This is a genomic window from Bradyrhizobium sp. 26S5 (assembly GCF_036923295.1).
GTDB lineage: Bacteria > Pseudomonadota > Alphaproteobacteria > Rhizobiales > Xanthobacteraceae > Bradyrhizobium > Bradyrhizobium septentrionale.
Genome location: NZ_CP145948.1, coordinates 3,752,102 through 3,775,153 on the forward strand (window position 1 = coordinate 3,752,102; position 23,052 = coordinate 3,775,153).

Here is a 23,052-nt window from a genome sequence, read left to right on the forward strand (position 1 = left end):
CGATGACAGTTTCGGCAAGCCGCGATGTCATCATTGGCATTGATGCCGGCACCTCGCTGATCAAGGCGGTGGCGTTCACACTGGCCGGCGAGCAGCTTGCTGATGTTTCGCGGCCGAATGTGTACAGCAGTCCGGCCGGCGGCCATGTCGTGCAGGACATGGCGCGGACCTGGAGCGACACGGTTGTGGTCATTCGCGCTCTCGCGAACGCCTTGCCGGACTTGTCGGCGCGGATCGCGGCAGTCGCGGTGACCGGGCAGGGCGACGGCACCTGGCTGATCGATGACGATGGCCGGCCGGTTGCGCCGGCGCTGCTGTGGCTGGACTCTCGCGCCGGGCGGCTGGTCGAGGAGATCCGCGGCAGCGAGCGCAACGCGCCGCTGTACCGGCGTACGGGCTCTGGGCTCATTGCCTGCCAGCAGGGGCCGCAACTGGCGTGGCTTCAGGCGCACGTGCCCGACACGATTGCGAGGGCGACCACTGCCTTCCATTGCAAGGACTGGCTCTATTTCCTGCTCACCGGCGAGCGCGCAACCGATCCATCGGAAGCCACCTTCTCCTGCGGCGATTACCGCAAGCGCGGCTTTGATGCGGAGACGGCGCGGTTGATCGGTATCGCCGACCTGACCCGCCTGTTCCCGCAAGTCGTTGACGGTGCGGTCGCAACGCATCCGCTCACCGCGGCGGCCGCGATCGAGACCGGCCTGCCGGAAGGCGTGCCGGTCTGCCTTGGCTATGTCGACGTGATCTGCAACGCGCTCGGTGCCGGGCTCTACGATCCGTCACCGGATGTCGGCTGCACCATCATCGGTTCGACCGGCATGCATATGCGGCTGGTCCGGAGCGCAGACGCGGTGACGCTGAACCGGGAGGCAACTGGCTACACCATGCCGTTCCCGGTGCCCGGTCACTATGCCCAGATGCAGTCGAACATGGCGGCGACGCTGAACATCGACTGGATGCTCGATCTCGCATGCGACATGCTGGCGGCGGAAGGCGTGACGCGCACGCGCGCCGACCTGATCGGACGGCTCGACGATCAGGTGCTGCAGGCCAAGCCCGGCGAGGTGCTGTTCCATCCGTTCATCTCCGATGCCGGCGAGCGTGGTCCGTTCGTCTCGCATGAGGCCAGCGCGCAATTCTTCGGCCTGCGCTCGCGCCACCGCTATGGAGATTTAATGCGTGGCGTGATGGAAGGTTTGGCCTTCGCCGCACGGGATTGCTACGCCGCGATGGGCGCGTTGCCGCGCGATGTCAGGATCACCGGTGGCGCGGCGAAGAGCCGCGCGCTTGGCGTGATCCTCGGCGCCGCACTGGACTGCGACGTCCGCGTCTGCAGCCGCGGCGAGGCCGGCGCCGCAGGTGCGGCGATGACCGCCGCCGTCGCGATCGATGCCTATCCCGACATGCGCGCCTGCGCCCAGCAGTGGGTTGCGCCGCATCTCAGTCCCCCGCAATCGCCCGACGCTGCGCTGGCGAAGCGCTACGCCAGCATCTTCCCGACTTATCTCGATGCGAGGCTGGCGTCGCGACCGGTCTGGAAGCAACTCGCCGCGCTGCGCGCCGGAGGCGATCATGTCTAAGCCCATCGCCATTGTCGGCGACCGATTCATGCTGCCCTCGGTGTTCGCCGATCACATCCGGACGGCCTGCGGCAATGGCGTCGATATCCGTACCCTGGAGCAGCCCTGGCCGGATGAGCCGATGGAGCACGGTTATGCCGGTTCGAAGCTCGATGGCCTGAAGGAGTTCATGGGACAGCCGGACGAGATCATGGCCTTTGTCGGCGATGCCGAGCTGCTCGTCACCCACCTCGCGCCGATCTCACGCGCGATGCTGGAACGGCTGCCGAAGCTGAAGTTTATCGCGGTGTCGCGGGGTGGGCCGGTGAACATCGACATGCAGGCGGCGCGAGACCACAATGTGCTGGTGGTCAATACGCCCGGCCGCAATGCGAGCGCAGTGGCGGAGTTCACCATCGGCGCCATTCTCGCCGAGACGCGCCTGATCCGCAGCGGCCACGAGGCGCTGCGGGGCGGAGAATGGCGCGGCGATCTCTATCGCGCCGACCGCACCGGGCGCGAGCTCGGCGAGATGACGGTCGGCATTGTCGGTTATGGCGCGATCGGTAGCCGCGTCGTGAAGCTGCTGAAAGCCTTCGGCTGCAAGATTCTGGTCGCCGATCCCTATGTCCAGCTCAGCGCCCAGGACCGCAACGACGGCGTCGAGCATGTCGCGCTCGGCGAATTGCTCGGCCGCGCCGATATCATCACGTTGCACGCGCGGGTTACGCCGGAGACCACCCGCTTTATCGGGCGCGACGCGCTGGCGCGGATCAAACAGGGCGCGTTCCTGATCAACACCGCGCGCGGTCCGCTGGTCGATTACGAGGCGCTGCACGATGCGCTGGCATCGGGACATCTCGGCGGCGCCATGCTCGACACCTTTGCGGTCGAGCCGGTCCCGGCGGACTGGCCGTTGCTGCAGCTTCCCAACGTCACGCTGACGCCGCATATCGCCGGAGCCTCCGTGCGTACCGTCACCGTGGCCGCCGAGCAGGCGGCCGAAGAGGTTCGCCGCTTCCTGGCCGGCGAACCGCCACTCCATCCGTGCTGAAGAGGAAAGGCAGTCCGTATGACCCGTGAGGAACGACAATTGCGCGAGGCGATCATTGCCAAGTGTCGATGGATGAATGCGTCGGGTCTCAACCAGGGGACATCTGGCAACATCTCCGCCCGCTACAAGGACCGGATGCTGATCACGCCGTCGGCGACCCCCTATGATTCGATGAAGCCGGAGATGATCGCGTCGATGCCGCTCGAAGGCGACCACGGCGCGTGGGAGGGGCCGCTGCAGCCGTCTACCGAATGGCGCTTCCATCTCGACATCACGCGCGCCCGGCCCGATGTCGGCGCCATCGTCCATACCCACTCGACCTACGCGACCGTGCTCGCGATCGCGCGCAAGCCGATCCCGGCCTGCCACTACATGATGGCGGCGTTCGGCGGCACCGACATCCGCTGCGCCGGCTATGCGCGCTACGGCACCAAGGAACTGTCCGACCATGCGATCGCCGCGCTGGAGGGCCGCAATGGCTGCCTACTTGCCAACCACGGCATGATTGCGCTCGGCGCCAATCTTGACAAGGCGATGTGGCTCGCAGTCGAGCTCGAGACCATCGCGCGGCAGTATTACCTCTCGCTTGCGCTCGAGTCGCGCGTGATCCTGAGCGACGAGGAGATTGCCGACACCGCGAAGGGCTTCTCCACCTATGGCTTGCAGGCGCCAAAGCCAAATAAGGCCCGCGCGACGGCAAAGGCCGCGCCGCGCCGTGCCGAGAAGCGGCGTAGCGGCAGGCGATGACAGGGACTGCGCCGGTCGCCGGCGGGGACTATGGACTGGTCGATCTCGCAATCGTTGGTGGCGGCATCAACGGCGCCGGCATCGCCCGCGACGCCGCCGGCCGCGGGCTGAAGGTCCTGCTCTGCGAGAAGGACGATTTCGCCGAGGGCACCTCGTCGCGCTCGGGCAAGCTGATCCATGGCGGGCTGCGCTATCTCGAATATTACGAGTTCCGCCTGGTGCGCGAGGCATTGATCGAGCGCGAGGTGCTGCTCGCCTCCGCGCCCCACATCATCTGGCCGATGCGCTTCGTGCTGCCGCATTCGCCGGAGCAGCGGCCGGCGTGGCTGATCCGCACCGGGCTGTTGCTCTACGACCATCTCGGCGGCCGCAAGCAACTTCCGGCGAGCCGCAGCCTGGATCTGTCGCGGGCCCCGGAAGGTGCGCCGCTGCAAGAGGAATTCCGCCAAGGCTTTGAATATTCCGACTGCTGGGTCGACGACGCCCGGCTGGTGATCCTCAATCTGATCGATGCGGCAGAGAACGGCGCCTGCATTCTGCCGCGCACGCGGGCAGTGCGCGCGCGCCGCGACGGCGAAGTCTGGCTGCTCGAGATGCAGAGCGAGGGCGGCGCGACGCAGGTTGTACGATCCCGCGCGCTGGTCAACGCCGCCGGACCATGGGTTCAGGACGTCATCCAGGGCGTGGCGGGACTGAACTCCGCCCAGAGCGTGCGGCTGGTCAAGGGCAGCCACATCGTGGTGCCGAAATTCTGGAATGGGCCGCAGGCCTATCTGCTGCAAAACAGCGACCGCCGGGTGATCTTCGTCAACCCCTATGAGGGCGATCTGGCGCTGATCGGCACCACCGACATTCCCTATCAAGGCCGCGCCGAGGACGTCGCGATCGACCAGGACGAGACCGATTATCTGTTGCAGGTGCTACGCCGCTATTTCCGGACACCGCCGCAACCGGGCGAGATCGTGCATGCCTTCTCCGGAGTCCGACCGCTCTATGACGACAATGCCGACAATCCGTCGGCCGTGACGCGCGACTATGTGTTCGAGATTCACGGCGCCGAGGGTGCGCCGCCGCTGCTCTCGATCTTCGGCGGCAAGATCACGACCTACCGCCGGCTGGCGGAGCAGGCGCTGCAGCGGCTCGCGCCGTGGTTTCCCAAGATGTCGTCGGCCTGGACCGCGGATCGGCCGCTGCCGGGCGGCGATATCGGCGGCAGCTTCGATGATTTCTCAAATGGGCTGGCGCGCGACTATCCCGATCTGCCGCAGAAGCTCGTTCAGCACTATGCGCGCCTTTACGGCACGCGCGCGCGTGAGCTCTTGAGTTCGGCTCGCATCTCCAGCGATCTGGGCCGCCATTTCGGCGGTGACTTCTATGAACGCGAAGCGGTGTATCTTCGCGAGAAGGAGTGGGCCAGACGGTCCGCCGACTTCCTGGATCGGCGTACCAAGCACGGCCTGCATTTGACGCCCGCGCAGCGGATAGCGTTTGAGAGCGTTATCTAGGACGGGATGCGCAGCCGGCTCGGGCTTCGAAGGTCGGCAGGGATGTTCGCGCTTAAAGTATCTCGGCTAGCGAATGGCCGTGCAGTTCGATGTTCAGGCCCTGCATGCCGAGATCATTGATCTCGCCGCCCATGGCCTTCAGGCTCTCCTCGCGGATCAGTGACATGAGTCCACGGCGCAGGGCCAGGAATTCCGAGGACATCATCATCGACTGCTGGCGCGGCCGCTCCAGCGGAATCGGGATTTCGGCCTTGATCGAACCAGGGCGGGCGGTCATGCAGTAGACGCGATCGGAAAGGAAGATTGCCTCATCAATGTCGTGCGTCACGAACAGCACCGAGATCTTCAGCCGCTGCCACATGTTGGTGAGGATCTGCTGCATGATGACGCGAGTCTGCGCGTCGAGCGCGCCGAAGGGTTCATCCAGCAGCAGCACCTTCGGGCCCGTGGCGAGCGCGCGCACGATGCCGACGCGCTGCTTCATGCCGCCGGAGAGCTTTTCCGGATAGTGCTTTTCGAAGGCCTCGAGCCCGGAGAGGCCGAGCAGGGTGCGCGCGGCGCGCTCGCGCTGTGAGCGCGGCATGCCGCGCATCTTCAGGCCGAACTCGACGTTTTCCCGCACCGTCTTCCAGGGGAACAGCGAGTATTGCTGGAACACCATGCCGCGCTCGGCGCTGGGGCCGCTCACGCGCTCGCCGTCGACCGTGATAGTGCCCGTGGTGGGCTTGAGAAAGCCCGCCACCGCATTGAGGAACGTGGACTTGCCGCAGCCCGAAGGTCCGACGATCGAGACGAACTCGCCCGGCTTCACATGGATGTAGGTGTCGGTGACGGCCTGGACAGCCCCATCGATGGTCTCATAGCTCAGCGAGAAGTTCTTGACCTCGATATGCCCCTTCGGCGAGCTGATCGTGTTCTCGCTCATTTTGATCTCCATGGCATCACAAGGTATCCCGTGCCGCGGATCAACAGGCTCGACCCGAGGCCGAGGACGCCGATCGCGATCATGCCGAGCGCGATGTCGGCATACTGGACCAGCGAATAGGCTTCCCAGGTGAAGTAGCCGATGCCGTACTGACCCGAGATCATCTCGGCTGCGATCAACGATACCCAGGCCACGCCCATACCGATCGTAAGGCCGGTAAAGATGTGCGGCAGCGATGCCGGGAAATACACCTCGCGGAAGATCGAGCGCTCGCGCGCCCCGAGACATTGCGCGGCGCGCACGAGTACGGGATCGACCAGCGACATGCCGTGCAGTGTGTTGACCAGGATCGGAAAGAACGAGCCGAGGAAGGTGATGAAGACGATGCTCTGTTCGTTGGTCGGCCACAGCATGATCGCCATCGGGACCCACGCGATCGCCGGAATTGGCCGTAGCACCTCCGCCACGGGAAAGATCACCTCATGGATCAGCTTGAAGCGGCCCATGATGAGGCCAAGCGGCACACCGACGATGGCGGCGAGCGAGAAGCCGATGAAGATGCGCCGGCAGCTCAGCAGGATGTGCACGAGGAACTTGGGGTCGTGGATCGCCTTGGTGAAGCTCGCATAGACCGCAAGCGGCGAGGGCACGTTGGTGAAGCGCACGAAGAACACCACACGGTAGGTCGTGAGCAGGTGCCAGACCAGGAGGAATGCGACCAGCGAGACGACACCGATCGCGGTTGCGCGCAACCGGTCCTGGTTGAGCCGGTACCAGCGCGCGGCCAGCGCGCCGGAGGAGGCGGGCGGCGCCGCGGTGGGTGGGGAGACCGTCTCCGTGACCGCAGGCACCGCTGGCACGTTGTCCTCGGGATGTCTGAGGAGGGCGGGAGTGCTCACGTCTTGCCTCCGCCGACCGCCGTCTTCAATGCATCATCGAAGCCGAGCACCTTGCCGCCGATCGTTGCGGCATAGGTCTCGGCGTCCTTCTTGAGCAGGAAGGGCGCCACGTCCCCGTTACCCACTGCGAAGAAGGCCTGGTCGGCGAACAGCTTGATGCCGCGCGTGGTATCGAAGACATAGGCGACGTTGATTTTCTTGCCCTTCGCCTTGTAATCGGCATAGGCGCCGAGCGTGCACGCCGCGGATGCAAACGGCAGGATGCCAATCCCGTCGACCCAAACCTCGCCGGCCTTGCGCGGATCGGAGATCGGCTTCTTGCAGAACGTATCCTCGCCTGAAATCTCGTAGTTCTTCGTGCTCGAAAGCTGGGCGTCATAGTCGAGCTTCATCTTGGCATAGGCCTTGCGGATGTAGCTGTCGTCGACCCATTTCTTCGGGTCGAACTCCTTCATGCGGCCGAGATTTTGCAGCACCTTGACGTCGGCCGTGGCCGCGTCGATCAGCGCCGGTTTGATCGTGGGATCGGTGGTCATGTTGCCACTCGGGCCCAGGAAGATATAGACGACCTCCTTGCTGATCCCGGTCCATTCCTGGATTTTCTCGGCGGCGAGCTTGGGATCGTCGCGCAGCCACTGATTGGCGGCGATCACGGCCTTCATGTAGGCGACGACGACTTCCGGATATTTTTCCGCGAGATCGGTGCGAACCACGATACCGTGGAAGGTCGGCAGGTTGGTCTCGACGCCGTCGAAAATCTTTCGCGCGAAGCCGCGGAAGGGAAGCAGCTCCGCGAAGGGCACGAAGTCGGCATCGGCGTCGATCTTCTTCTCCTGGAGGTTGGTCGAACCAACCTCGGGGCTCTGGCTGACGAGCTGGAAGAAACCCGGTGCATAGCCGCGGTCCTGCATTGCCTTCAGCACCATGCCATGCGCGGCGGAGCCAAAGGGAACGCTGACGAGCTTGCCCTTGAGATCGGCGAGATCGTAGTAGGGTGAGTCCTTGTGAACGACGATGCCATTGCCGGAGCCGGACAGGCTGTAGGCGGCAACGCCGATCAGGCGGCTCTTGCTCTCGGGGTTGCTCTCGAAGGTGAAGCCGTTCACGATCAGCGGATAGTCGCCCATTATGCCGATCTGAAGCTTGTTTGCCATCATCGCATTGGTGACGGGCGGACCGGACGTGAAATTCTGCCACTCCAGCTCGAACTTGATGTTGGCGTATTTGCCGTCTTTCGGCAGGTACTTTTCGAGGAGATGCAGCTGCCGGATGACGACGCCGGCCGTGACGGTGTTGGTCGTCGTGTCCTGCGTTCCGATGCCGAGCGTGACGGTTTCCGCCGAAGCTGGGTGCGCCAGAAACAGCGCCAGCGACGTCACCGACACCACTAGCGAGAACGTGGGAAGATGGCGGACCATTCTCATCCTCTTTCGGTTGGATGTGCTGTGGTTGCCATGATTGGATGGGGAGGCGGGCACGGCAAATCCGGATTTATCGCCGCTGTCGATTAGTTGCCGGGAAATGCCGGTTGCTCACTCCTTGTGCAGTTTTGCCGGTGAAAGCCAATTGCATGTGCATCGGTGTTAATCGGACGCCTGGCCCCGCATCTCCTCCAGGACCTCGGACCGGCAGACCACGATCTGTGAACGCTTGGTCACGACGATTCCCTTCTCCTGCATGCGCTTCAGGCTGATCGTCACCCATTGTCGGGTGGCGCCGACCATGTGGGCGATGTCCGCATGGGTGAATGCCGCCGCAATCACGGTGCCGTCGGCGTCCTGCACGCCGTAGAGCTCGACGAGGTGCAGCAACAGATGCGCCAGGCGCTGGGTAATCGACCGCGTTCCCAGCATCTGGGCGAGTGCGGAGTAGCATTTGCCCTTGAAGGTGAGGCCTTCGATCAGTCCGATCGCGAGGTTCGGGATCTCCGCCGCCAGTGCGCGCAGCTCCTTTCCAGGCAGGTGCACGACGCTGCAATTGCTGGAGGCGACGCCCGACCATTGATGAACGGTGCCTTCGAACACCTCGGGCCCGCCGACGAAATTGCCGACGTGCCAGTAGGCGAGCGTGATCTCGCGCCCCAGGGGCGAGATGTAGAAGACGCGGATCCGGCCGCTCTCGATCAGCCAGATGCCGTCGTGTCGGCCACCCTGGCTGAACAGCGTCTGGCCGCGATTGAGCACCTTCCGACGGCCCTGCTTCAATACCAGTTCCCGTTCGCGCGACGTGAGCTTGTCCATCAGCGGCGGCGGCCCGCCGATCCATTGCTGGTTCTCGGTCAACAGCAGCGAGGACCCGCCCGCAGGCCGGACTGTGACGGGAATGGTCCCGCGAGCCGCACTGGCCGCCAGTAGCAACATCGAGCCGCCTCCGAACCGTTCAAACCGTTCTAAAGAGGAGCAATGTCCGTGCCAGAGCAGGTTGGCAAGTGGGGGACGGCCGGCCGTTGACGCCGGCGTCATGTTGAGACAGCACCGAGAGTGCCGGCCCGGAAAGTTCATCACTGAAAACGAGGGATATATGGAATAGGGGTTCGCCCGTCGGGGCCCCGGATAGAAGGGAAGGTCGGTTAGTGCCCTGCCAGGCTCAACAGATAAATTTTTGGGTAGATTCCGCGATTGTGCCCATCGGAGAATGAGATGTTAAGCCCGTAGCCCAAATCGCCGATCCCGGTGATCGCGATGCCGGGAAATTGTTCGGGGAAGCGGCCGTCGAAACGGGCGCGGGTGCAGTGGGCGCATTTGCAGGCGAGGCGAAGCTGCTCCGCGCTGAGCGTCACCTCTTCATCGCGCGCAGTGCGCACAACAAGTGTCGCGAGATCGGCGCTGGCCTCGTAGCCGCTCACCGTCGGCGCCACCAGTGCGGTCATGGTCATGACGATCCTCCACCGTCTTGTCTGACACCGAAGCTACGGACGCAATAGCAACTAATTGCCGGATCCGGCCTGACGTCGCGGTTCTCGCGGATGCGGGTGCCTGCCTGGCGGTCATCGCTCGCGAAATGTGAAACTAATCGACCGGGAACGGCAGTTCGCCGTTGCCGGATCTGCCTCTCTCCGAAACCTTGCTCGACATCGGGCAGCATGGAGAAACGAGCGTGAGCGCTTTTCAGAAGGAAACGGTCCTCTCGGTCAGGCACTGGACCGAATCCCTGTTCAGCTTCACGGCGACACGCGATCCCGGCTTTCGCTTCCAGAACGGCCAGTTCGCCATGATCGGGCTCGAGGTCGATGGCCGCCCCTTGATGCGCGCCTACAGTTTGGCGAGCGCCAATCACGAGGAGGCGCTCGAGTTCTTCAGCATCAAGGTGCCGGATGGTCCTTTGACCTCGCGGCTGCAGAGGATCAGGGAGGGCGACATCATCCTGGTCGGCCGCAAGGCGACGGGAACGTTGATCGCCGGCAATCTCATCCCGGGCAAGCGGCTCTTGCTGCTGTCGACCGGCACGGGGCTCGCACCGTTCGCGAGCCTGATCAAGGACCCGGATGTCTATGAGAGCTACGAGACCATCGTACTCGCCCATGGCTGCCGCCAGGTTTCGGAGCTGGCTTATGGAGAGCACCTCGTCGAGAGCCTGTGCAACCACGAATTCCTTGGTCCGCTGATCAAGGATAAGCTGATCTATTACCCGACTGTCACCCGTGAGCCCTTCAGGAACCGCGGCCGCATCACCGACCTGATCACTTCCAACCAGCTCTTCGACGACATCGGGCAGCCCGCTCTCGACCGCGAGTCCGACCGCATCATGCTCTGCGGCAGCCCTGCGATGCTCGAAGAGCTCCGCGAGCTGTTCACGGCGCGTGGCTTTGTCGAGGGCAACCACAGTGAGCCGGGTCATTTCGTGATCGAGAAGGCCTTCGTGGAGCGGTGAAGGGCAAATCGCTCTCCGGCGACAACTAATTGCTATCGCCGTGGGACCACCCGGGCAAATCTCATGTAAAGGCGCCGGTCGCGCCGGCGAAACAGGGACAGACAATGGCACTAGATCAGATCGTCGACGGACTTTCGGAGGTTTCCTGTGATGTGCTGGTGATCGGTGGCGGCACGGCCGGACCGATGGCGGCGCTCAAGGCCAAGCTCAAAAATCCGAAGGCCGATGTCGTGCTGCTTGAAAAGGCCAACGTGAAGCGTTCCGGCGCGATCTCGATGGGCATGGACGGGCTCAACAACGCCGTCATTCCGGGTTATGCAACGCCAGAGCAGTACACCAAGGAGATCACGATCGCCAACGACGGTATCGTCGATCAGAAGGCGGTCTATAAATACGCCCAGAACTGCTACAAGATCATCGAGGAGCTCGACAGTTTCGGAATCCGCTTTCTGAAGAACGAGAACGGCGACTTCGCCGTCAAGAAGGTGCACCATATCGGGACCTACGTGCTCCCGATGCCGAATGGCGAGACCGTGAAGAAGGCGCTGTATCGCCAGCTGCGCCGCGCCCGCATCCTGATCTCAAACCGCTATATGGCGACGCGGTTGCTGAAGTCCGCCGATGGGCGCGTGGCCGGCGTCATCAGCGTCAATACGCGCACCGCCGAATTGCTGGTGATCAAGGCGAAAGCCGTGATCCTGTGCATGGGCGCCGCCGGCCGGCTCGGACTTCCGACCTCGGGCTACATGTTCGGGACCTACGAGAACGCCGCCAATTCCGGCGACGGCTATGCCATGGCCTATCATGCCGGCGCTGCGCTCGCGAACCTCGAGTGCTACCAGATCAATCCGCTGATCAAGGACTACAACGGTCCGGCCTGCGCCTATGTGGCCGGGCCTTTCGGGGCCTATACCGCGAACAACGAAGGCTCACGCTTCATTGAATGCGACTACTGGTCGGGCCAGATGATGCTCGAATTCTACAATGAACTGCTCTCGGGCAAGGGCCCGGTCTTCCTCCAGCTCAAGCACCTCCACGAGAAGACGATCGAGGAGATCGAGTCGACGCTGCACAAGGTGGAGCGGCCGACGCGCGGCCTGTTCCAGCAGGGGCGAGGGGTCGATTATCGCACGGACTCGATCGAGATGCACATCTCCGAGATCGGCCTCTGCTCTGGCCACAGCGCTTCCGGCGTATTCGTCGACGACAACGCGCGCACCACCGTGCCGGGCCTTTACGCCGCGGGCGACATGGCGAGCGTGCCGCATAATTACATGCTGGGCGCCTTCACTAACGGTTCCGTTGCCGGCACCGACGCGATGGAGTTCGCCGAGAGCCACGATCTCGCGGAATTTGACCCCGCTTCAGTCGCGCTTGAACGGGAGCGCATCCTGGCGCCGACCAGGCGTGAGGACGGCATTCCGCCGAACCAGATCGAGTACAAGACCCGCCGCCTGGTGAACGACTATCTCCAGCCCCCGAAGGTCACGCGCAAGTACGAGCTCGGCATGCGCCGTCTCGCCGAGGTCCGTGAAGACATGGAGACGCGCATGATCGCGCGGAACGCGCACGAACTGCTCCGTGCGCTCGAAGTGCAGTCGATCATGGATTGCGCCGACATGGCGGCCCACGCCTCGCTGTTCCGCGAAGAGAGCCGCTGGGGCCTCTATCATTGGCGCACGGATTTTCCGGAGAAGGACAACGAGAACTGGTTCTGCCACACGCTGTTGTCCAAGCAGAACGGCAGGATGACGAGCACGAAGCGCGCCGTGGAACCTTATGTCGTGCCGATCGCCGACGACGAGAAGGATCTCTACGACAAGCAGCGCATCCGCGCCAGCGCGTGATTCTTGTTTGACGCGTTTTCTTCGCGCGAACCGGTATCCACTTCGCTCGAAAACGCTTTCGCCGCACAACAACAGGAGATTGGACGATGCCTCTCGCTTCCTATCAGACGTCGGTCCCGGTGGTGGTCGACGAAGCCAAATGCATCGCGGACAAGGGCTGCACGGTGTGCGTCGACGTCTGCCCGCTCGATGTCTTGCGGATCAGCGACATGACCGGCAAGGCCTACATGGCCTATGACGAGTGCTGGTACTGCATGCCGTGCGAGGCGGATTGCCCGACCGGTGCGGTCACCGTCAATATTCCCTATCTGCTGAGGTGAACATGTCGAGCCCGTTCGAATCCTACGACGATCTCGAGGACGCCGACGAGCGGCTGCAAGCCGCAGACCCCGCCGAACGCCGCGTCGCCATCATCGCGCTCGGTCATTCCGGTGATTCCGCCGCGGTCGGTCATCTCGCCAGGATGGTGTCCGATCCTGATGCCGGCGTGCGCCAGCAGGTCGCGATGGCGCTTGGAGAGTTCGATGGGCCGGACGCGGCTGATGCCCTGGCGAAATTGCTCGTCGACCCCGAGAGCGTCGTGGCGTCGGCGGCAGCCGACAGCATGGCGGAGTTCAAGGATCCCGCCTGCGCGGACGTCATCCTGCCGCTGGTCAAACATGCCCATGCCTTCGTCCGTATGGGCGCATTGCGCGCGCTGAAGGAACTACGCCGCAAGGACACGCTGAAGCCGGCGCTGGAGGCGTTGCAAGACCAAGACGCCGCCGTGCGCGTGCAGGCGATCGGCGTCATCGGCTTCCTGAAGCTCGAGGAGTCCATTCCGGCGCTGACTGCGCTGATCCATGACCCTGACGCGCATGTGCGGCGCGCGGCGGTGAGCGCGCTCGCGTTTTCGCAGATGAAGCCGGCGGCAGAGACGATCACGCGTGCGCTCAAGGACGAGGACTGGATGGTGCGCGAGATGGCGGCCGAAACGCTCGGGCTCAACGCCAACGGTGCGCTGGCGGCGGATCAGCTGATCGCGTCGCTTGCGGACGGGTTTTGGCAAGTGCGCCTCAAGGCGGTCCGCAGCCTCGGCAAGATGAAGATGGAGGGCGCCGTGCGCCCCATAGGCAATTGTGTCAACCACGATCAGGCCAACCTGCGCAAGGAAGCCGCCGCGGCGTTGGGCGAGATCGCTCATCCCGATGGCGAGGCGTTCCTGGCGATCGTTGCCGACGATCCCGATCCCGATGTCAGAAAGAACGCGCGCTGGGCCCTTCAGCAGATCGTGGCGAAGAAGGCGAAAGCGAAATCGTAGGGCAGCACGTTTGTAGTGTCAGGCAGGCGAGATCTGCAGGAGCGCTTGATTCAGCGTGTCGACCAGCAGGTCCGCATGCTCGGTTCCGAACACCAGCGGCGGACGGATCTTCAACACATTGGCGCCGGGACCGGCGGCGCTGATCAGCACGTGCCGCGCGCGGAGCGCGTTGACGAGCTCCGCCGCTTCTTTGCCCGCGGGTGCACCATTACGGCGAAGCTCAACACCGAGGAACAGCCCGGCACCGCGAACCTCCGCGACCAAATCATGCCGGGAGCGCAACGCATCAAGCTTTTCGCGCAGATAAGCGCCGGTGCGCCTCGCGTTCTCGACCAGGCCCTCCTGTTGGATGATGTCGAGCACGGCGGTCGCCGCCGCTGCGGAGACGGGATTGCCGCCAAAGGTGTTGAAATAGCGCGAACGTGCGCCGAATTCCCTGAGCAGCGCCGGGCGCGCGGCCATTGCGGCAACCGGGTGGCCGTTGCCCATCGGCTTGCCCATCGTGACCATGTCGGGAATGACGCCATGACGGGCAAAGCCCCACAGGCCGTGGCCGCAGCGGCCGAAACCAGGCTGCACCTCGTCGGCGATGAACAGCGCGCCTGCGGCGTGTGTTGCTTCTACGGCCGGCGCCAGAAAGCTGGGCGGATCGGCGAACACGCCGTCGCTGGAGAAGATGGTGTCGACCAGGAGCGCGGCCGGGCGAATTCCGCTGCGTTTCATGTCGTCGAACGCGGCGCGTACATGGCCGGAAAAAATCTCGCCGGTGGCATCTCCGGCAGACTGCGGCGCCGGCACGAGCCGGACATGGGCCGCGGTCGGCTCCGGCAGGCCGAGCGACGGCGACAATTCGGCCAGTGCGCCGGTGACGCCATGATAGGCGGTCCTGGTCACGATGACGCCGGTGCCGCCGGTGCAGGTCCGCGCCACGCGTAGCGCGAGGTCGTTGGCCTCGCTGCCGGTGCAGGTGAACATCACATGGCCGATCTCGGCCGGGAAGCTGGCGAGCAACCGTTCCGCATAGTCGAGGATGGACTCGTGCAGATAGCGGGTGTGGGTGTTGAGCTCTGCCGCCTGCCGCGCGATCGCCTCGACCACGCGCGGATGGCAGTGCCCGACGCAGGCGACGTTGTTGTAGGCATCGAGATAGCGGTCGCCGGCCTGATCGTACAGCCAGACGCCGTCGCCACGCACGATCTGCACCGGCTGTTCGTAGAACAACCGGTAGGCCGGGCCGAGCAGGCGATTGCGCCGCGCGATCAGGTCTTGCGTCGAGGCATTCTCCACCGGCATCGCTTTACTCTCCCTGGCAGGCGCGTTCGATCTGTTGTCTGGCCTGGTCGCGCGAAAGACGAGCGATCCGCCCAAGCCGTGCCGAAGCCGCCTTGTTGTTGCGCAGAATATACTCCCGGTTCTCCGGATAGCGAGCCGCCCTTAGGTTGCTGATCACGACCGTCATCACCATGCGCGTCGCGATCAGGTCGAACAGCACCGTGCGCTCATCCGGCGCGAGGGGCATCACGGCGTGGTAGCCCGCGATCAGCTCGCAGGCTGGGGCCAGCGCATCGTCGCTGTCGGCGACCTGGTAGGCGCATGCGATTGCAAGGTCATTGATGCGGGCCGTGGAGGTGAGGTCGCCGAAATCGATGATGCCCGCGATGCGTTCGTGATCGGTTGGGACGACGACGATGTTGTGCGGGTTGAGGTCGTTGTGCACGGGCTGCGCCGGAAGCTGCGACAGGCGCGGCCGGGCGTGGGTCTCGAAGCCGTCGAGGAAGCGTTCCACGACGTCGCGCTGGGCAATCGGAACGCTGTCGAGCAGCGGGCGCAATTCGGCTGCGTGCTGGATGTCCCACAGCAGCTTGTGGCCGGCCCCGGGGTGGCGGAAGTCGTGCAACGCCCGGGCGAGGCGCGCCGCCCAATGGCCGATCTCGCGGCGCAAGGCGGTCGACGGCGGCGTCACCTGGTGCATCGGCGTGCCGGCAAGGAAGGACAACAGGCGCACCACGCGGGTCGAACCGTCGTCGAACGTGACCTCGAGCTCAACCGCGCCATTCAGCGCAGGGAAAACCCGTGGGATCGGCAGTGCCGAATCGTTGGCGGCAGCATGACGCAGCGCTTCGGTCTGCAGATTGGTGACGGCGCGGTCTTCCGCGGGATTGGCGATCTTCAACACATAGTCGCGCCCGTCGGGCGTGCGCAGCCTGAAATTCTGGTCGCGTTCGCTGTCGAGCCGGCGCACTGCCGCCGGCAGGCCATAATATTCCTCGGCCAGCGCCTGCGCGCGCGTCTCTGGGATCGGCGAGGCGGCCCGCAGCCCATCGAGCGGGTGCGCGGCAGCGATGGTCGGCGGGGAATTTGGCACTTGGCGTTCCTGTCCCGCAATCAATAACCGCGCGCACGGTCGATGGCGTGCGGCGGGCGCCGCCCGGCGCTGACGGCATCGGCCGTTGCCGCCAGCGTGGACGCGACGGCATGGACGCTGACGTCGCTGGCATCATGCGGCGTGATGGCGATCTGTGGATGGTGCCAGAACGGGTGTGCCTGGGCCAGCGGTTCGGCGGTGAACACATCGAGCGCTGCACCGGACAAATGGCCGCGGTCGATCGCCGCGAGTAAATCGTCTTCCACCAGATGCTCGCCGCGACCGACCTGGATCAAATAGCCACCGCGGCGCATTTGAGCGAAAAGCTCGCCGTTGAGGATGCCGCGCGTCTCCGACGTCAGGGGCAGCAGGTTCACCAGGACCTCGGTCTCGGCGAGCATGGCGACGAGGCCCGCCGGCCCGTGAAAGCTGCGGCTCGATGACGAGATCGCCTTGGCGGTGCGGCTCCACGACATCACGGGGAAGCCGAGATGCACGAGGTCGGCGGCGACGCGCTGGCCGATCTCGCCATTGCCGAGGATACCCACCGGGACGTCCTGCGCTCGCCGCTGGTCGCGGCGTTGCCAGATCCGGTCGCGCTGCTGGGCGCGAAAGGCGGCAAAGCCGCGCTGATGTCCGATCACGTGCCAGGCGATGAAGCCCGACATCAACTGCGCCTGTCCGGGATCGACCACGCGCACGACCTCGACGCCGGAGCGCAGGCTGGGGCAGGCGATGATGTTGTCGACGCCGGCCGCGATCGAGCACACGGCTTCCAGGTTCGGGTAACGCTCGAACGCATCGGGGGGCGGATGCCAGGCCAGCGCGAGCCGGACGTCTTCGGCCGGTGCATCGGCCGTATGGTCCACGACTTCGATGCGAGGCGCCGTGCGCGCCAACGCCGCGCCAATGTAGCTGCGCAGATCGAGGGTCTTGCTGACGAGAACGCAACGCATCGATCAGGCCGCCCGCGATGACGCGATCTGGCCGGGCACCGCGGCGAGCAGTTCACGGGTGTAGGCGTGCTCCGGCGCCGAGAACAGGGTTGCCGTCGGCTTCAGCTCGACGATGGCGCCGCGCTGCATCACCGCGATCCGGTCGCAGATTTGCGCCGCCACCCGCAGATCATGGGTGATGAACAGCATCGAAAGGCCGAGCCGCGCCTTGAGGTCCTCGAGCAGGTTCAGCACCTGGGCCTGCACCGAGACGTCGAGCGCCGAGACGGCTTCGTCGGCGACGATGATTTCCGGCTCGAGCGCAAGCGCGCGGGCAATGCCGATGCGCTGGCGCTGGCCGCCGGAGAATTCGTGCGGATAGCGTTCCATCGCGCTGGCGTTGAGCCCGACAAGGCCGAGCAGTTCGGCGGTGCGCTGGCGCGCGACCGCGGGATCGGTGCCGTGGGCGATCGGCCCATCGGCAATGATGTGGCCGACCTTGCGGCGCGGATTGAGCGAAGCGAACGGATCCTGGAAGATCATCTGGATGCGGCTGCGCTCCTTGCGCAGTGCGCGGCCGGCGATGCGGGTGAAATCGGTTTCGCCGAGGCGGACCGTGCCCTGGTCAGGTTCGATCAGGCGCATCACGAGCCGGGCGACGGAAGATTTGCCGGAGCCGGATTCACCGACCAGGCCGACGGTCTCGCCCTGCAGGATGTCGAAATTGACCTGCCTCGCGGCCGCGACGCGGCGTTCCGGCTGGAACCAGCCGCCGCCGCTGACATAGGTTTTGTCGAGACCGACAATTTCGACCGCTCTGGCGCGGCCGGTGAGCGGCGCGCGCTGTGGCGGCTGCATCGAGGGAACAGCCGCCAGCAGCGCGCGGGTGTAGGAATGCTGCGGACGCTGCAGGACGTCGTCGGCTGCGCCCTGTTCGACCACCTTGCCATGCTGAAGCACGACCACGCGATCGGCGATGTCGGCGACGACGCCAAAATCGTGGGTGATGAACATGACGGCCATGTTGCGGCGGCGCTGCAGGTCGCGGATCAGCTCGAGGATTTGTGCCTGCGTGGTAACGTCGAGCGCCGTGGTCGGCTCGTCGGCGACCAGCACGGCCGGCTCCAGCGCGAGCGCCATCGCGATCATGGCGCGCTGGCGCTGGCCGCCGGAGAGTTGATGTGGATAGGCCCGCATCGAGCGCTCGGGATCGGGCAGGCCGACCTCGCGCAGCAGCTGCAGCGCCTTCTGCTTCCGCGCCTTCGGCGTCAGCAGATTGTGGGCCTCGAACATTTCGGCAATCTGCTCGCCGATCCGCATCAGGGGATTGAGCGCCGTCATCGGTTCCTGAAACACCATGGCGATGTGGCGTCCGCGCAGCGCGAGCCATCCGGTATCGTCGAGGGTGAGCAGGTTCTGGCCGTCATAGGCGATCTCGCCGGCCTCGCGGGCGATGCTGTCGGGCAGCAGGCCCAGCAGCGCGTGCGCACACATCGATTTGCCGGAGCCGGACTCGCCCACCACGCAGAGGATCTTGCCGGGCGTCAGCTCGAACGAGACGCCGTCGACGGCGTAGGGGCGGTCGGAGCCGGGCGGCAGCGCAAGCTTGAGGTTTTTGATCGAGACGACAGGTGCGGCAGGCATGGGTTAGCGCCCTTCCTTGCTGAGGCGCGGATTGAGCGCGTCGTTGAGGCCTTCGCCGATCAGGTTCAGCGCCAGGACCGAGAGCAGGATCGCGATGCCGGGAAACAGCGTGATCCACCAGGCCTGGCGGATCACGGTGCGGCCGGCGCCGACCATGTACCCCCAGGACATCAGATTGGGATCGCCGAGGCCGAGGAAGGAGAGCGAGGATTCCAGCAGGATCGCGGTCGCGACCATCAGCGAGGCCAGCACGATCACCGGCGACAGCGCGTTCGGCAGGATCTCGCGCCAGATGATCCAGCTGTGCGACTGCCCGGTGACGACGGCGGCCTGGACATATTCGCGGGTGCGCAGCGAAAGCACCTCGCCGCGGACGAGCCGCGCCACCGGCGGCCAGCTCACGATCGCGATCGCCAGCACGATCGAGACGATCGAGGGCTGCAGGATCGCGACCAGCACGATCGCGAGCGCAAAGCTTGGCACGGTCTGGAAGAACTCGGTGAAACGCATCAGAGCGTCGCCGATCTTGCCGCCGAAATAGCCGGCGAGCGCGCCGACGGGTATGCCGACCGCGAGCGCCGCCATGGTCGAGACCAGGCCGACCAGCAGCGAGACGCGGGCGCCGTAGATGATGCCGGCGAGCACGTCGCGGCCGAGCGCGTCGGTGCCGAGCGGCAGGCCGGATATCGTGAACGGCGGCACGAAAGGCCGCTGCACCATGCGCCAGGGCGATGTCGGGAACAGCAGCGGGCCGAACACTGCAATTGCGATCGCAAGCAGCAGGATCACGAGGCCGATCACGCCGCCGGGGTTGCGCAGCATCGTTCGCGAGAATTTGCTCATGAGGCGAACTCGATGCGCGGGTCGACCGCGCGGTAGATCAGGTCGGTGATCAGGTTGAAGGCGAGCACCATCGCCGAGCAGACCACGAACACGCCGAGCAGCAGATTGTAGTCGCGCTGCAGCAGCGCCTCGTACATCAGGCGGCCGATGCCGGGCCAGGCGAACACGGTCTCGGTCAGCACGGCGCCGCCGACCAGCGTGCCCGCCTGCAGGCCGGCCAGCGTCACCACCGGCAGCAGCGCGTTGCGCAGCACGTGGCGCCGCTGGATCACGGCATCACGCAGGCCCTTGGCGCGCGCCGTTTTGACGAAATCATGCCGCTTCACCTCCAGCATCGAGGCGCGGGTCATGCGGGCGTAGGTCGCCATGAAAAACAGGCCCATCGTCGTCGCCGGCAAAATCAGATGCGCGCCGACGTCGAGCACATGGGCGAGGCCGGTGTAATTCGCGCCGACGGTCTCGTAGCCGAAGCTCGGCAGCCAATCCATCGCGACCGAGAAAAAGAGGATCGCCATCAGCGCGACCCAGAACAGCGGCGTGGCATAGAAGATCAGCGCCAGTATCGTGATCGCAGTATCGGCCCAGGTGCCGGCAAAGCGCGCGGCCAGCGTGCCGAACAGAACGCCGAGCAGCAGCGAAATCACGAAGGCCGTGACGGTCAGCAGCAGCGTCGCTGGCAGCCGCTCGGCGATCAGCTTGGCGACCGGCATCTGCTGGCGGAACGAGAAGCCGAGGTCGAGCGTCGCGATGCCCTTGACGTAGCGATAGAGCTGGACCGGCAGCGGCTGGTCGAGTCCGAATTTCTCGCGCAATTGCGTGACGAAGATCTTGTCGCTGGCGCCGGCCTCGCCTGCCATCACCATCGCCGGATCGCCCGGCGCCATGCGGATCAGCATGAAGTTGAGGACGACGATCGCGAGCAGGACGACAACGGCCTTGGCAAGTCTCTGGGCTATGAATGCGAGCATCGATGACTTCGGTTGCGTTCGGGGAGGAAGCGAAAAGTAGCCGCGGCGTCTTGTGCACGCCGCGGCCCGGTGATGAATCTTATTTGTCGAGCCAGGCGTCGCGGAAGCCGTCGTTGACGCCGATCGCGGTGGTGACCAGATTCTTGACGTTGCAGCGGGTGATGGTCGGGAACTGAAGCTCGAGCTGCCAGGCCACCGGCACGTCGTCAGTGAGGATCTTCTGCGCCTTGAGATAGATCTCTTCGCGCTTGGAATCCGGGAAGGCGGTGGCGCCGTCGGCGAACAGCTGGTCGATCTCGGGGTTCGAGTAACCTTCGACGTTGTTGAACGGCGAGCCCTTGGCAATCTGGCTCGAGACGTAGTTGCGGCCGACGCCGAGCGCCGGATCGCCATACTGATAGAGATAGGTGAAGGCGATGTCGTAGTCCCAGTCGGAGACCTTCTGATTCCAGCCGGGCACGTCGGTTGCGATCATCTCGGCATTGATGCCGACATCCTGCAGGTTCTGCTTCACGGCCTCGGCCCAGCGCTGCCAGGTTTCGCCATACGGCAGCGGCAGCAGGCGGACCTTCTCGCCATTGTAGCCGGCCTCCTTCAGCAGTGCTTTCGCCTTGGCCGGATCGTAGTCATAGGTGGTCACCTTGTCGGTGTAGTACTTGATGGTTGACGCCGACGGGCCGGTCGCAACCTTGGCGAGACCGTTCCAGATCACGTCCTTGGCGAAGTTGCGGTCGATCGCATACATCAGCGCCTGGCGGAATTTCTTGTTCGCGGTCGGGCCCTGGCGGTTGTTGAGCCACAGCCAGGAATGCGGGCTGAAGAATTCCCAGCCGGCGCCGGTGACGCAGACATTCTTCAGCTTGGACAGGCGCGGCACGTCGAAATTCTCCACCGAGCCGCCAGGCAGGATGTCGATCTTGCCGGTCTCGAACGCCACCGCGCGCGCGGCAGCGTCGGGAATAACGTGCCAGTAGATCTCATCGAGATAGGGCTTGCCCTTGATGTAGTAGCTCGGGTTCTTGACCAGGCGAATGAACGAGCCCTTCTGCCATTCCTTGAACATGAAGGGGCCGGTACCAATCGGCGTGTTGTTGGCCGGATTGGTCTTGTAGTCGGTGCCTTCGTAGATGTGCTTGGGGATCATCGGCAGCGAGCCGACCTCGAAGATGCCGAGAAACGGACCGAACGGCTGCTTCAGCGTGAACACAACGGTCGAGTCATCGGGCGTCTCGACCTTGTCGAGTTGGGCGAGGTTGCCGCGGGCGCGTGGATGGGTCTGCTTGAGGAAGTCGATCGAGAACGCGACGTCGGCCGAGGTGAACGGCTTGCCGTCATGCCAGGTGACGCCCTTGCGCAGCTTGAACGTATAGATCTTGCCATCCTCGCTGACGCTCCAGCTTTCGGCGAGACCGGGCAGGGGCTCGAGCTTCGGCGAGTAGCGCAGCAGGCCTTCGTAGATGTTGCCGGCGACCATCTGGGTCGGGCCGTTCTGCACCAGGCCGACCATCAGGCCGGGCGGCTCCGGCTGGATCACCGCGTTGACCACGCCGCCGGATTTCGGCTCCTGGGCGAATGCCGCGGTGCTCAGGGCACTCGCGACCAGAAGGCTCAGCAATACTCGCTTCAACATGTGCAATCTCTCTTGTTGTTCGTTTCGCCCGGCCACGGCTCCGGGAAGCGGGCTGACGACTAGTTCATGAAATCGGGATCGGTGCGCTCCAGCATGCGCTTGAAGGCTGCCCACTCGGTGTCGGGCACGCCCTTCGTCTCGATGCTGTCGTAGAAGGTTGCGTATTGGCCGGCGGTCTTGTGCGCGACCGCATCCGACAGCGGCGCGATGGCGGCGCCGGCGGCCTGGATCGCGAGCTGCGCGCGGCACGAGCGCTCGAGGTTGTGCATCAGCTTGAACGCCTCGGCGACCGAGCGGCCGCAGGTCAGCATGCCGTGATTGCGCAGCACCATCACGAACTTGTCGCCGAGATCGGCGATCAGGCGCTGACGCTCGTCGAGATCGAGCGCGATGCCCTCGTAGTCGTGATAGGCGAGGCAGCCGGTGAACTGCATCGACCATTGATTGAGCGGCAACAGGCCCTGCTTTTGGCAGGACACCGCGACACCGGCCACGGTGTGGGTGTGCAGTACGCAGGCGACGTCCGGCCGCGCCGCATGCACGGCGCTATGGATGGTGAAGCCGGCAGGATTGATGCCGAGCCCGAGCGGATCGTCGATGACGACGCCGTCGAGATCGACAGTGACGAGTTTGGAAGCCGTGACCTCCTCGAAGCGCAGGCCGTAGGGATTGATCAAAAAGCGGTCATGCCGGCCGGGCAGCCGCACCGAGATGTGCGTGTAGATGCTGTCATCGAGCCCAAGCCGATGGATCAGCCGGTAGGCCGCGGCGAGGTCGATACGGAATTGCTGGTTCTGGTCCTTCACGGCCTCGGGCCGCACATGCGTCGTCATCGTTGTGGCTAGTCCCTGTCCGCGGGCCGTTTCTGTTGCGTTGCAATACCCGCGCCACTAAACTGTCGACAATCTAAGAATTGATCAAGTCTAAACTGTCGACAATCGGCGATTAAATAATGTAC

General features: G+C 64.6%; 21 protein-coding genes. 8 read left to right on the plus strand and 13 right to left on the minus strand.

All coding sequences use genetic code 11. The features are described from left to right. Positions 1–2 precede the first annotated feature (2 nt). Genes V5279_RS17155 through V5279_RS17170 form a run of 4 tightly spaced genes read left to right on the plus strand, consistent with a single transcriptional unit; the run spans position 3 to position 4,868 of the window. Complete coding sequence (locus tag V5279_RS17155; RefSeq protein WP_338699268.1) at positions 3–1,583, plus strand: FGGY-family carbohydrate kinase; 1,581 nt, start codon at positions 3–5, stop codon at positions 1,581–1,583. After that, positions 1,576–2,616 carry a 2-hydroxyacid dehydrogenase gene (locus V5279_RS17160; RefSeq protein WP_338699270.1) on the plus strand — a complete coding sequence of 347 codons (1,041 nt, stop codon included), beginning with the start codon at positions 1,576–1,578 and terminating at the stop codon, positions 2,614–2,616. Before V5279_RS17155 ends, V5279_RS17160 begins: the two co-directional genes overlap by 8 nt. Before the next feature lie 18 nt (positions 2,617–2,634). After that, positions 2,635–3,363 carry a class II aldolase/adducin family protein gene (locus V5279_RS17165; protein WP_338699272.1) on the plus strand — a complete coding sequence of 243 codons (729 nt, stop codon included), beginning with the start codon at positions 2,635–2,637 and terminating at the stop codon, positions 3,361–3,363. Next, positions 3,360–4,868, plus strand: a complete 1,509-nt coding sequence (locus tag V5279_RS17170) for a glycerol-3-phosphate dehydrogenase (protein ID WP_338699274.1) — start codon at positions 3,360–3,362, stop codon at positions 4,866–4,868. The genes V5279_RS17165 and V5279_RS17170 overlap by 4 nt, the downstream gene beginning before the upstream one ends. A gap of 52 nt (positions 4,869–4,920) precedes the next feature. Here the strand turns inward: V5279_RS17170 and V5279_RS17175 are convergent, their stop codons facing one another. The 5 genes from V5279_RS17175 to V5279_RS17195 all read right to left on the minus strand — a co-directional run bounded on the left by V5279_RS17175 (position 4,921) and on the right by V5279_RS17195 (position 9,567). Continuing rightward, the gene (locus tag V5279_RS17175; RefSeq protein ID WP_414645725.1) at positions 4,921–5,805 is read right to left on the minus strand and encodes an ABC transporter ATP-binding protein; all 885 of its coding nucleotides are present in this window, start codon (positions 5,803–5,805) and stop codon (positions 4,921–4,923) included. Then, on the minus strand, positions 5,790–6,692 hold the full coding sequence (locus V5279_RS17180) for an ABC transporter permease (RefSeq protein ID WP_338699277.1): 903 nt from the start codon (positions 6,690–6,692) through the stop codon (positions 5,790–5,792). The genes V5279_RS17175 and V5279_RS17180 overlap by 16 nt, the downstream gene beginning before the upstream one ends. Continuing rightward, entirely contained in the window at positions 6,689–8,110 is a 1,422-nt protein-coding gene (locus tag V5279_RS17185; RefSeq protein ID WP_338699279.1) for an ABC transporter substrate-binding protein, read from the minus strand. The genes V5279_RS17180 and V5279_RS17185 overlap by 4 nt, the downstream gene beginning before the upstream one ends. 165 nt (positions 8,111–8,275) lie before the next feature. Further along, positions 8,276–9,052, minus strand: coding sequence for a Crp/Fnr family transcriptional regulator (locus tag V5279_RS17190; RefSeq protein ID WP_338699281.1), 777 nt, complete (start codon positions 9,050–9,052; stop codon positions 8,276–8,278). A gap of 209 nt (positions 9,053–9,261) precedes the next feature. After that, the gene (locus V5279_RS17195; protein ID WP_338699283.1) at positions 9,262–9,567 is read right to left on the minus strand and encodes a gamma-butyrobetaine hydroxylase-like domain-containing protein; all 306 of its coding nucleotides are present in this window, start codon (positions 9,565–9,567) and stop codon (positions 9,262–9,264) included. A 221-nt stretch (positions 9,568–9,788) separates the two neighbouring features. On the opposite strand from V5279_RS17195, the gene V5279_RS17200 reads away from it, so the two are divergent. The 4 genes from V5279_RS17200 to V5279_RS17215 all read left to right on the plus strand — a co-directional run bounded on the left by V5279_RS17200 (position 9,789) and on the right by V5279_RS17215 (position 13,709). After that, positions 9,789–10,562: a ferredoxin--NADP reductase gene (locus tag V5279_RS17200; RefSeq protein WP_338699285.1), complete on the plus strand. Its 774-nt coding sequence runs from the start codon at positions 9,789–9,791 to the stop codon at positions 10,560–10,562. Between the two features lie 104 nt (positions 10,563–10,666). Next, the gene (locus V5279_RS17205) at positions 10,667–12,409 is read left to right on the plus strand and encodes a fumarate reductase/succinate dehydrogenase flavoprotein subunit (protein WP_338699287.1); all 1,743 of its coding nucleotides are present in this window, start codon (positions 10,667–10,669) and stop codon (positions 12,407–12,409) included. A gap of 86 nt (positions 12,410–12,495) precedes the next feature. Then, on the plus strand, positions 12,496–12,729 hold the full coding sequence (locus V5279_RS17210) for a 4Fe-4S dicluster domain-containing protein (RefSeq protein WP_029078433.1): 234 nt from the start codon (positions 12,496–12,498) through the stop codon (positions 12,727–12,729). A 2-nt stretch (positions 12,730–12,731) separates the two neighbouring features. Further along, positions 12,732–13,709, plus strand: coding sequence for a HEAT repeat domain-containing protein (locus tag V5279_RS17215; RefSeq protein ID WP_338699290.1), 978 nt, complete (start codon positions 12,732–12,734; stop codon positions 13,707–13,709). Between the two features lie 18 nt (positions 13,710–13,727). On the opposite strand, the gene V5279_RS17220 is transcribed toward V5279_RS17215, so the two are convergent. The 8 genes from V5279_RS17220 to V5279_RS17255 form a co-directional block, all read right to left on the minus strand. Further along, the gene (locus V5279_RS17220; RefSeq protein ID WP_338699292.1) at positions 13,728–15,002 is read right to left on the minus strand and encodes an aspartate aminotransferase family protein; all 1,275 of its coding nucleotides are present in this window, start codon (positions 15,000–15,002) and stop codon (positions 13,728–13,730) included. A gap of 4 nt (positions 15,003–15,006) precedes the next feature. Continuing rightward, positions 15,007–16,074 (minus strand): phosphotransferase, encoded by a 1,068-nt coding sequence (locus tag V5279_RS17225; RefSeq protein ID WP_338699294.1) that lies wholly within the window; start codon positions 16,072–16,074, stop codon positions 15,007–15,009. Between the two features lie 20 nt (positions 16,075–16,094). Continuing rightward, the gene (locus tag V5279_RS17230; protein WP_338699296.1) at positions 16,095–16,973 is read right to left on the minus strand and encodes a glyoxylate/hydroxypyruvate reductase A; all 879 of its coding nucleotides are present in this window, start codon (positions 16,971–16,973) and stop codon (positions 16,095–16,097) included. Positions 16,974–17,033: 60 nt separating this feature from the next. Then, positions 17,034–18,653, minus strand: coding sequence for an ABC transporter ATP-binding protein (locus tag V5279_RS17235; RefSeq protein WP_338699298.1), 1,620 nt, complete (start codon positions 18,651–18,653; stop codon positions 17,034–17,036). A 3-nt stretch (positions 18,654–18,656) separates the two neighbouring features. Then, entirely contained in the window at positions 18,657–19,496 is an 840-nt protein-coding gene (locus V5279_RS17240) for an ABC transporter permease (RefSeq protein WP_338699300.1), read from the minus strand. Further along, the gene (locus tag V5279_RS17245) at positions 19,493–20,464 is read right to left on the minus strand and encodes an ABC transporter permease (protein WP_338699302.1); all 972 of its coding nucleotides are present in this window, start codon (positions 20,462–20,464) and stop codon (positions 19,493–19,495) included. Before V5279_RS17245 ends, V5279_RS17240 begins: the two co-directional genes overlap by 4 nt. Positions 20,465–20,543: 79 nt before the next feature. Continuing rightward, positions 20,544–22,094: an ABC transporter substrate-binding protein gene (locus tag V5279_RS17250; RefSeq protein ID WP_166204094.1), complete on the minus strand. Its 1,551-nt coding sequence runs from the start codon at positions 22,092–22,094 to the stop codon at positions 20,544–20,546. A 59-nt stretch (positions 22,095–22,153) separates the two neighbouring features. Beyond that, positions 22,154–22,927: a class II aldolase/adducin family protein gene (locus tag V5279_RS17255; RefSeq protein WP_338699307.1), complete on the minus strand. Its 774-nt coding sequence runs from the start codon at positions 22,925–22,927 to the stop codon at positions 22,154–22,156. Positions 22,928–23,052 lie beyond the last annotated feature (125 nt).

Bases quoted from the DNA above. Each gene is read 5' to 3' on its own strand.
- V5279_RS17190 (WP_338699281.1), bottom strand. From the start codon at position 9,052: ATGTTGCTACTGGCGGCCAGTGCGGCTCGCGGGACCATTCCCGTCACA.
- V5279_RS17240 (WP_338699300.1), bottom strand. From the start codon at position 19,496: ATGAGCAAATTCTCGCGAACGATGCTGCGCAACCCCGGCGGCGTGATC.
- V5279_RS17220 (WP_338699292.1), bottom strand. From the start codon at position 15,002: ATGCCGGTGGAGAATGCCTCGACGCAAGACCTGATCGCGCGGCGCAAT.
- V5279_RS17195 (WP_338699283.1), bottom strand. From the start codon at position 9,567: ATGACCATGACCGCACTGGTGGCGCCGACGGTGAGCGGCTACGAGGCC.
- V5279_RS17215 (WP_338699290.1), top strand. From the start codon at position 12,732: ATGTCGAGCCCGTTCGAATCCTACGACGATCTCGAGGACGCCGACGAG.
- V5279_RS17210 (WP_029078433.1), top strand. From the start codon at position 12,496: ATGCCTCTCGCTTCCTATCAGACGTCGGTCCCGGTGGTGGTCGACGAA.
- V5279_RS17250 (WP_166204094.1), bottom strand. From the start codon at position 22,094: ATGTTGAAGCGAGTATTGCTGAGCCTTCTGGTCGCGAGTGCCCTGAGC.
- V5279_RS17255 (WP_338699307.1), bottom strand. From the start codon at position 22,927: ATGACGACGCATGTGCGGCCCGAGGCCGTGAAGGACCAGAACCAGCAA.
- V5279_RS17170 (WP_338699274.1), top strand. From the start codon at position 3,360: ATGACAGGGACTGCGCCGGTCGCCGGCGGGGACTATGGACTGGTCGAT.
- V5279_RS17175 (WP_414645725.1), bottom strand. From the start codon at position 5,805: ATGGAGATCAAAATGAGCGAGAACACGATCAGCTCGCCGAAGGGGCAT.
- V5279_RS17245 (WP_338699302.1), bottom strand. From the start codon at position 20,464: ATGCTCGCATTCATAGCCCAGAGACTTGCCAAGGCCGTTGTCGTCCTG.
- V5279_RS17205 (WP_338699287.1), top strand. From the start codon at position 10,667: ATGGCACTAGATCAGATCGTCGACGGACTTTCGGAGGTTTCCTGTGAT.
- V5279_RS17165 (WP_338699272.1), top strand. From the start codon at position 2,635: ATGACCCGTGAGGAACGACAATTGCGCGAGGCGATCATTGCCAAGTGT.
- V5279_RS17235 (WP_338699298.1), bottom strand. From the start codon at position 18,653: ATGCCTGCCGCACCTGTCGTCTCGATCAAAAACCTCAAGCTTGCGCTG.
- V5279_RS17185 (WP_338699279.1), bottom strand. From the start codon at position 8,110: ATGGTCCGCCATCTTCCCACGTTCTCGCTAGTGGTGTCGGTGACGTCG.
- V5279_RS17155 (WP_338699268.1), top strand. From the start codon at position 3: ATGACAGTTTCGGCAAGCCGCGATGTCATCATTGGCATTGATGCCGGC.
- V5279_RS17160 (WP_338699270.1), top strand. From the start codon at position 1,576: ATGTCTAAGCCCATCGCCATTGTCGGCGACCGATTCATGCTGCCCTCG.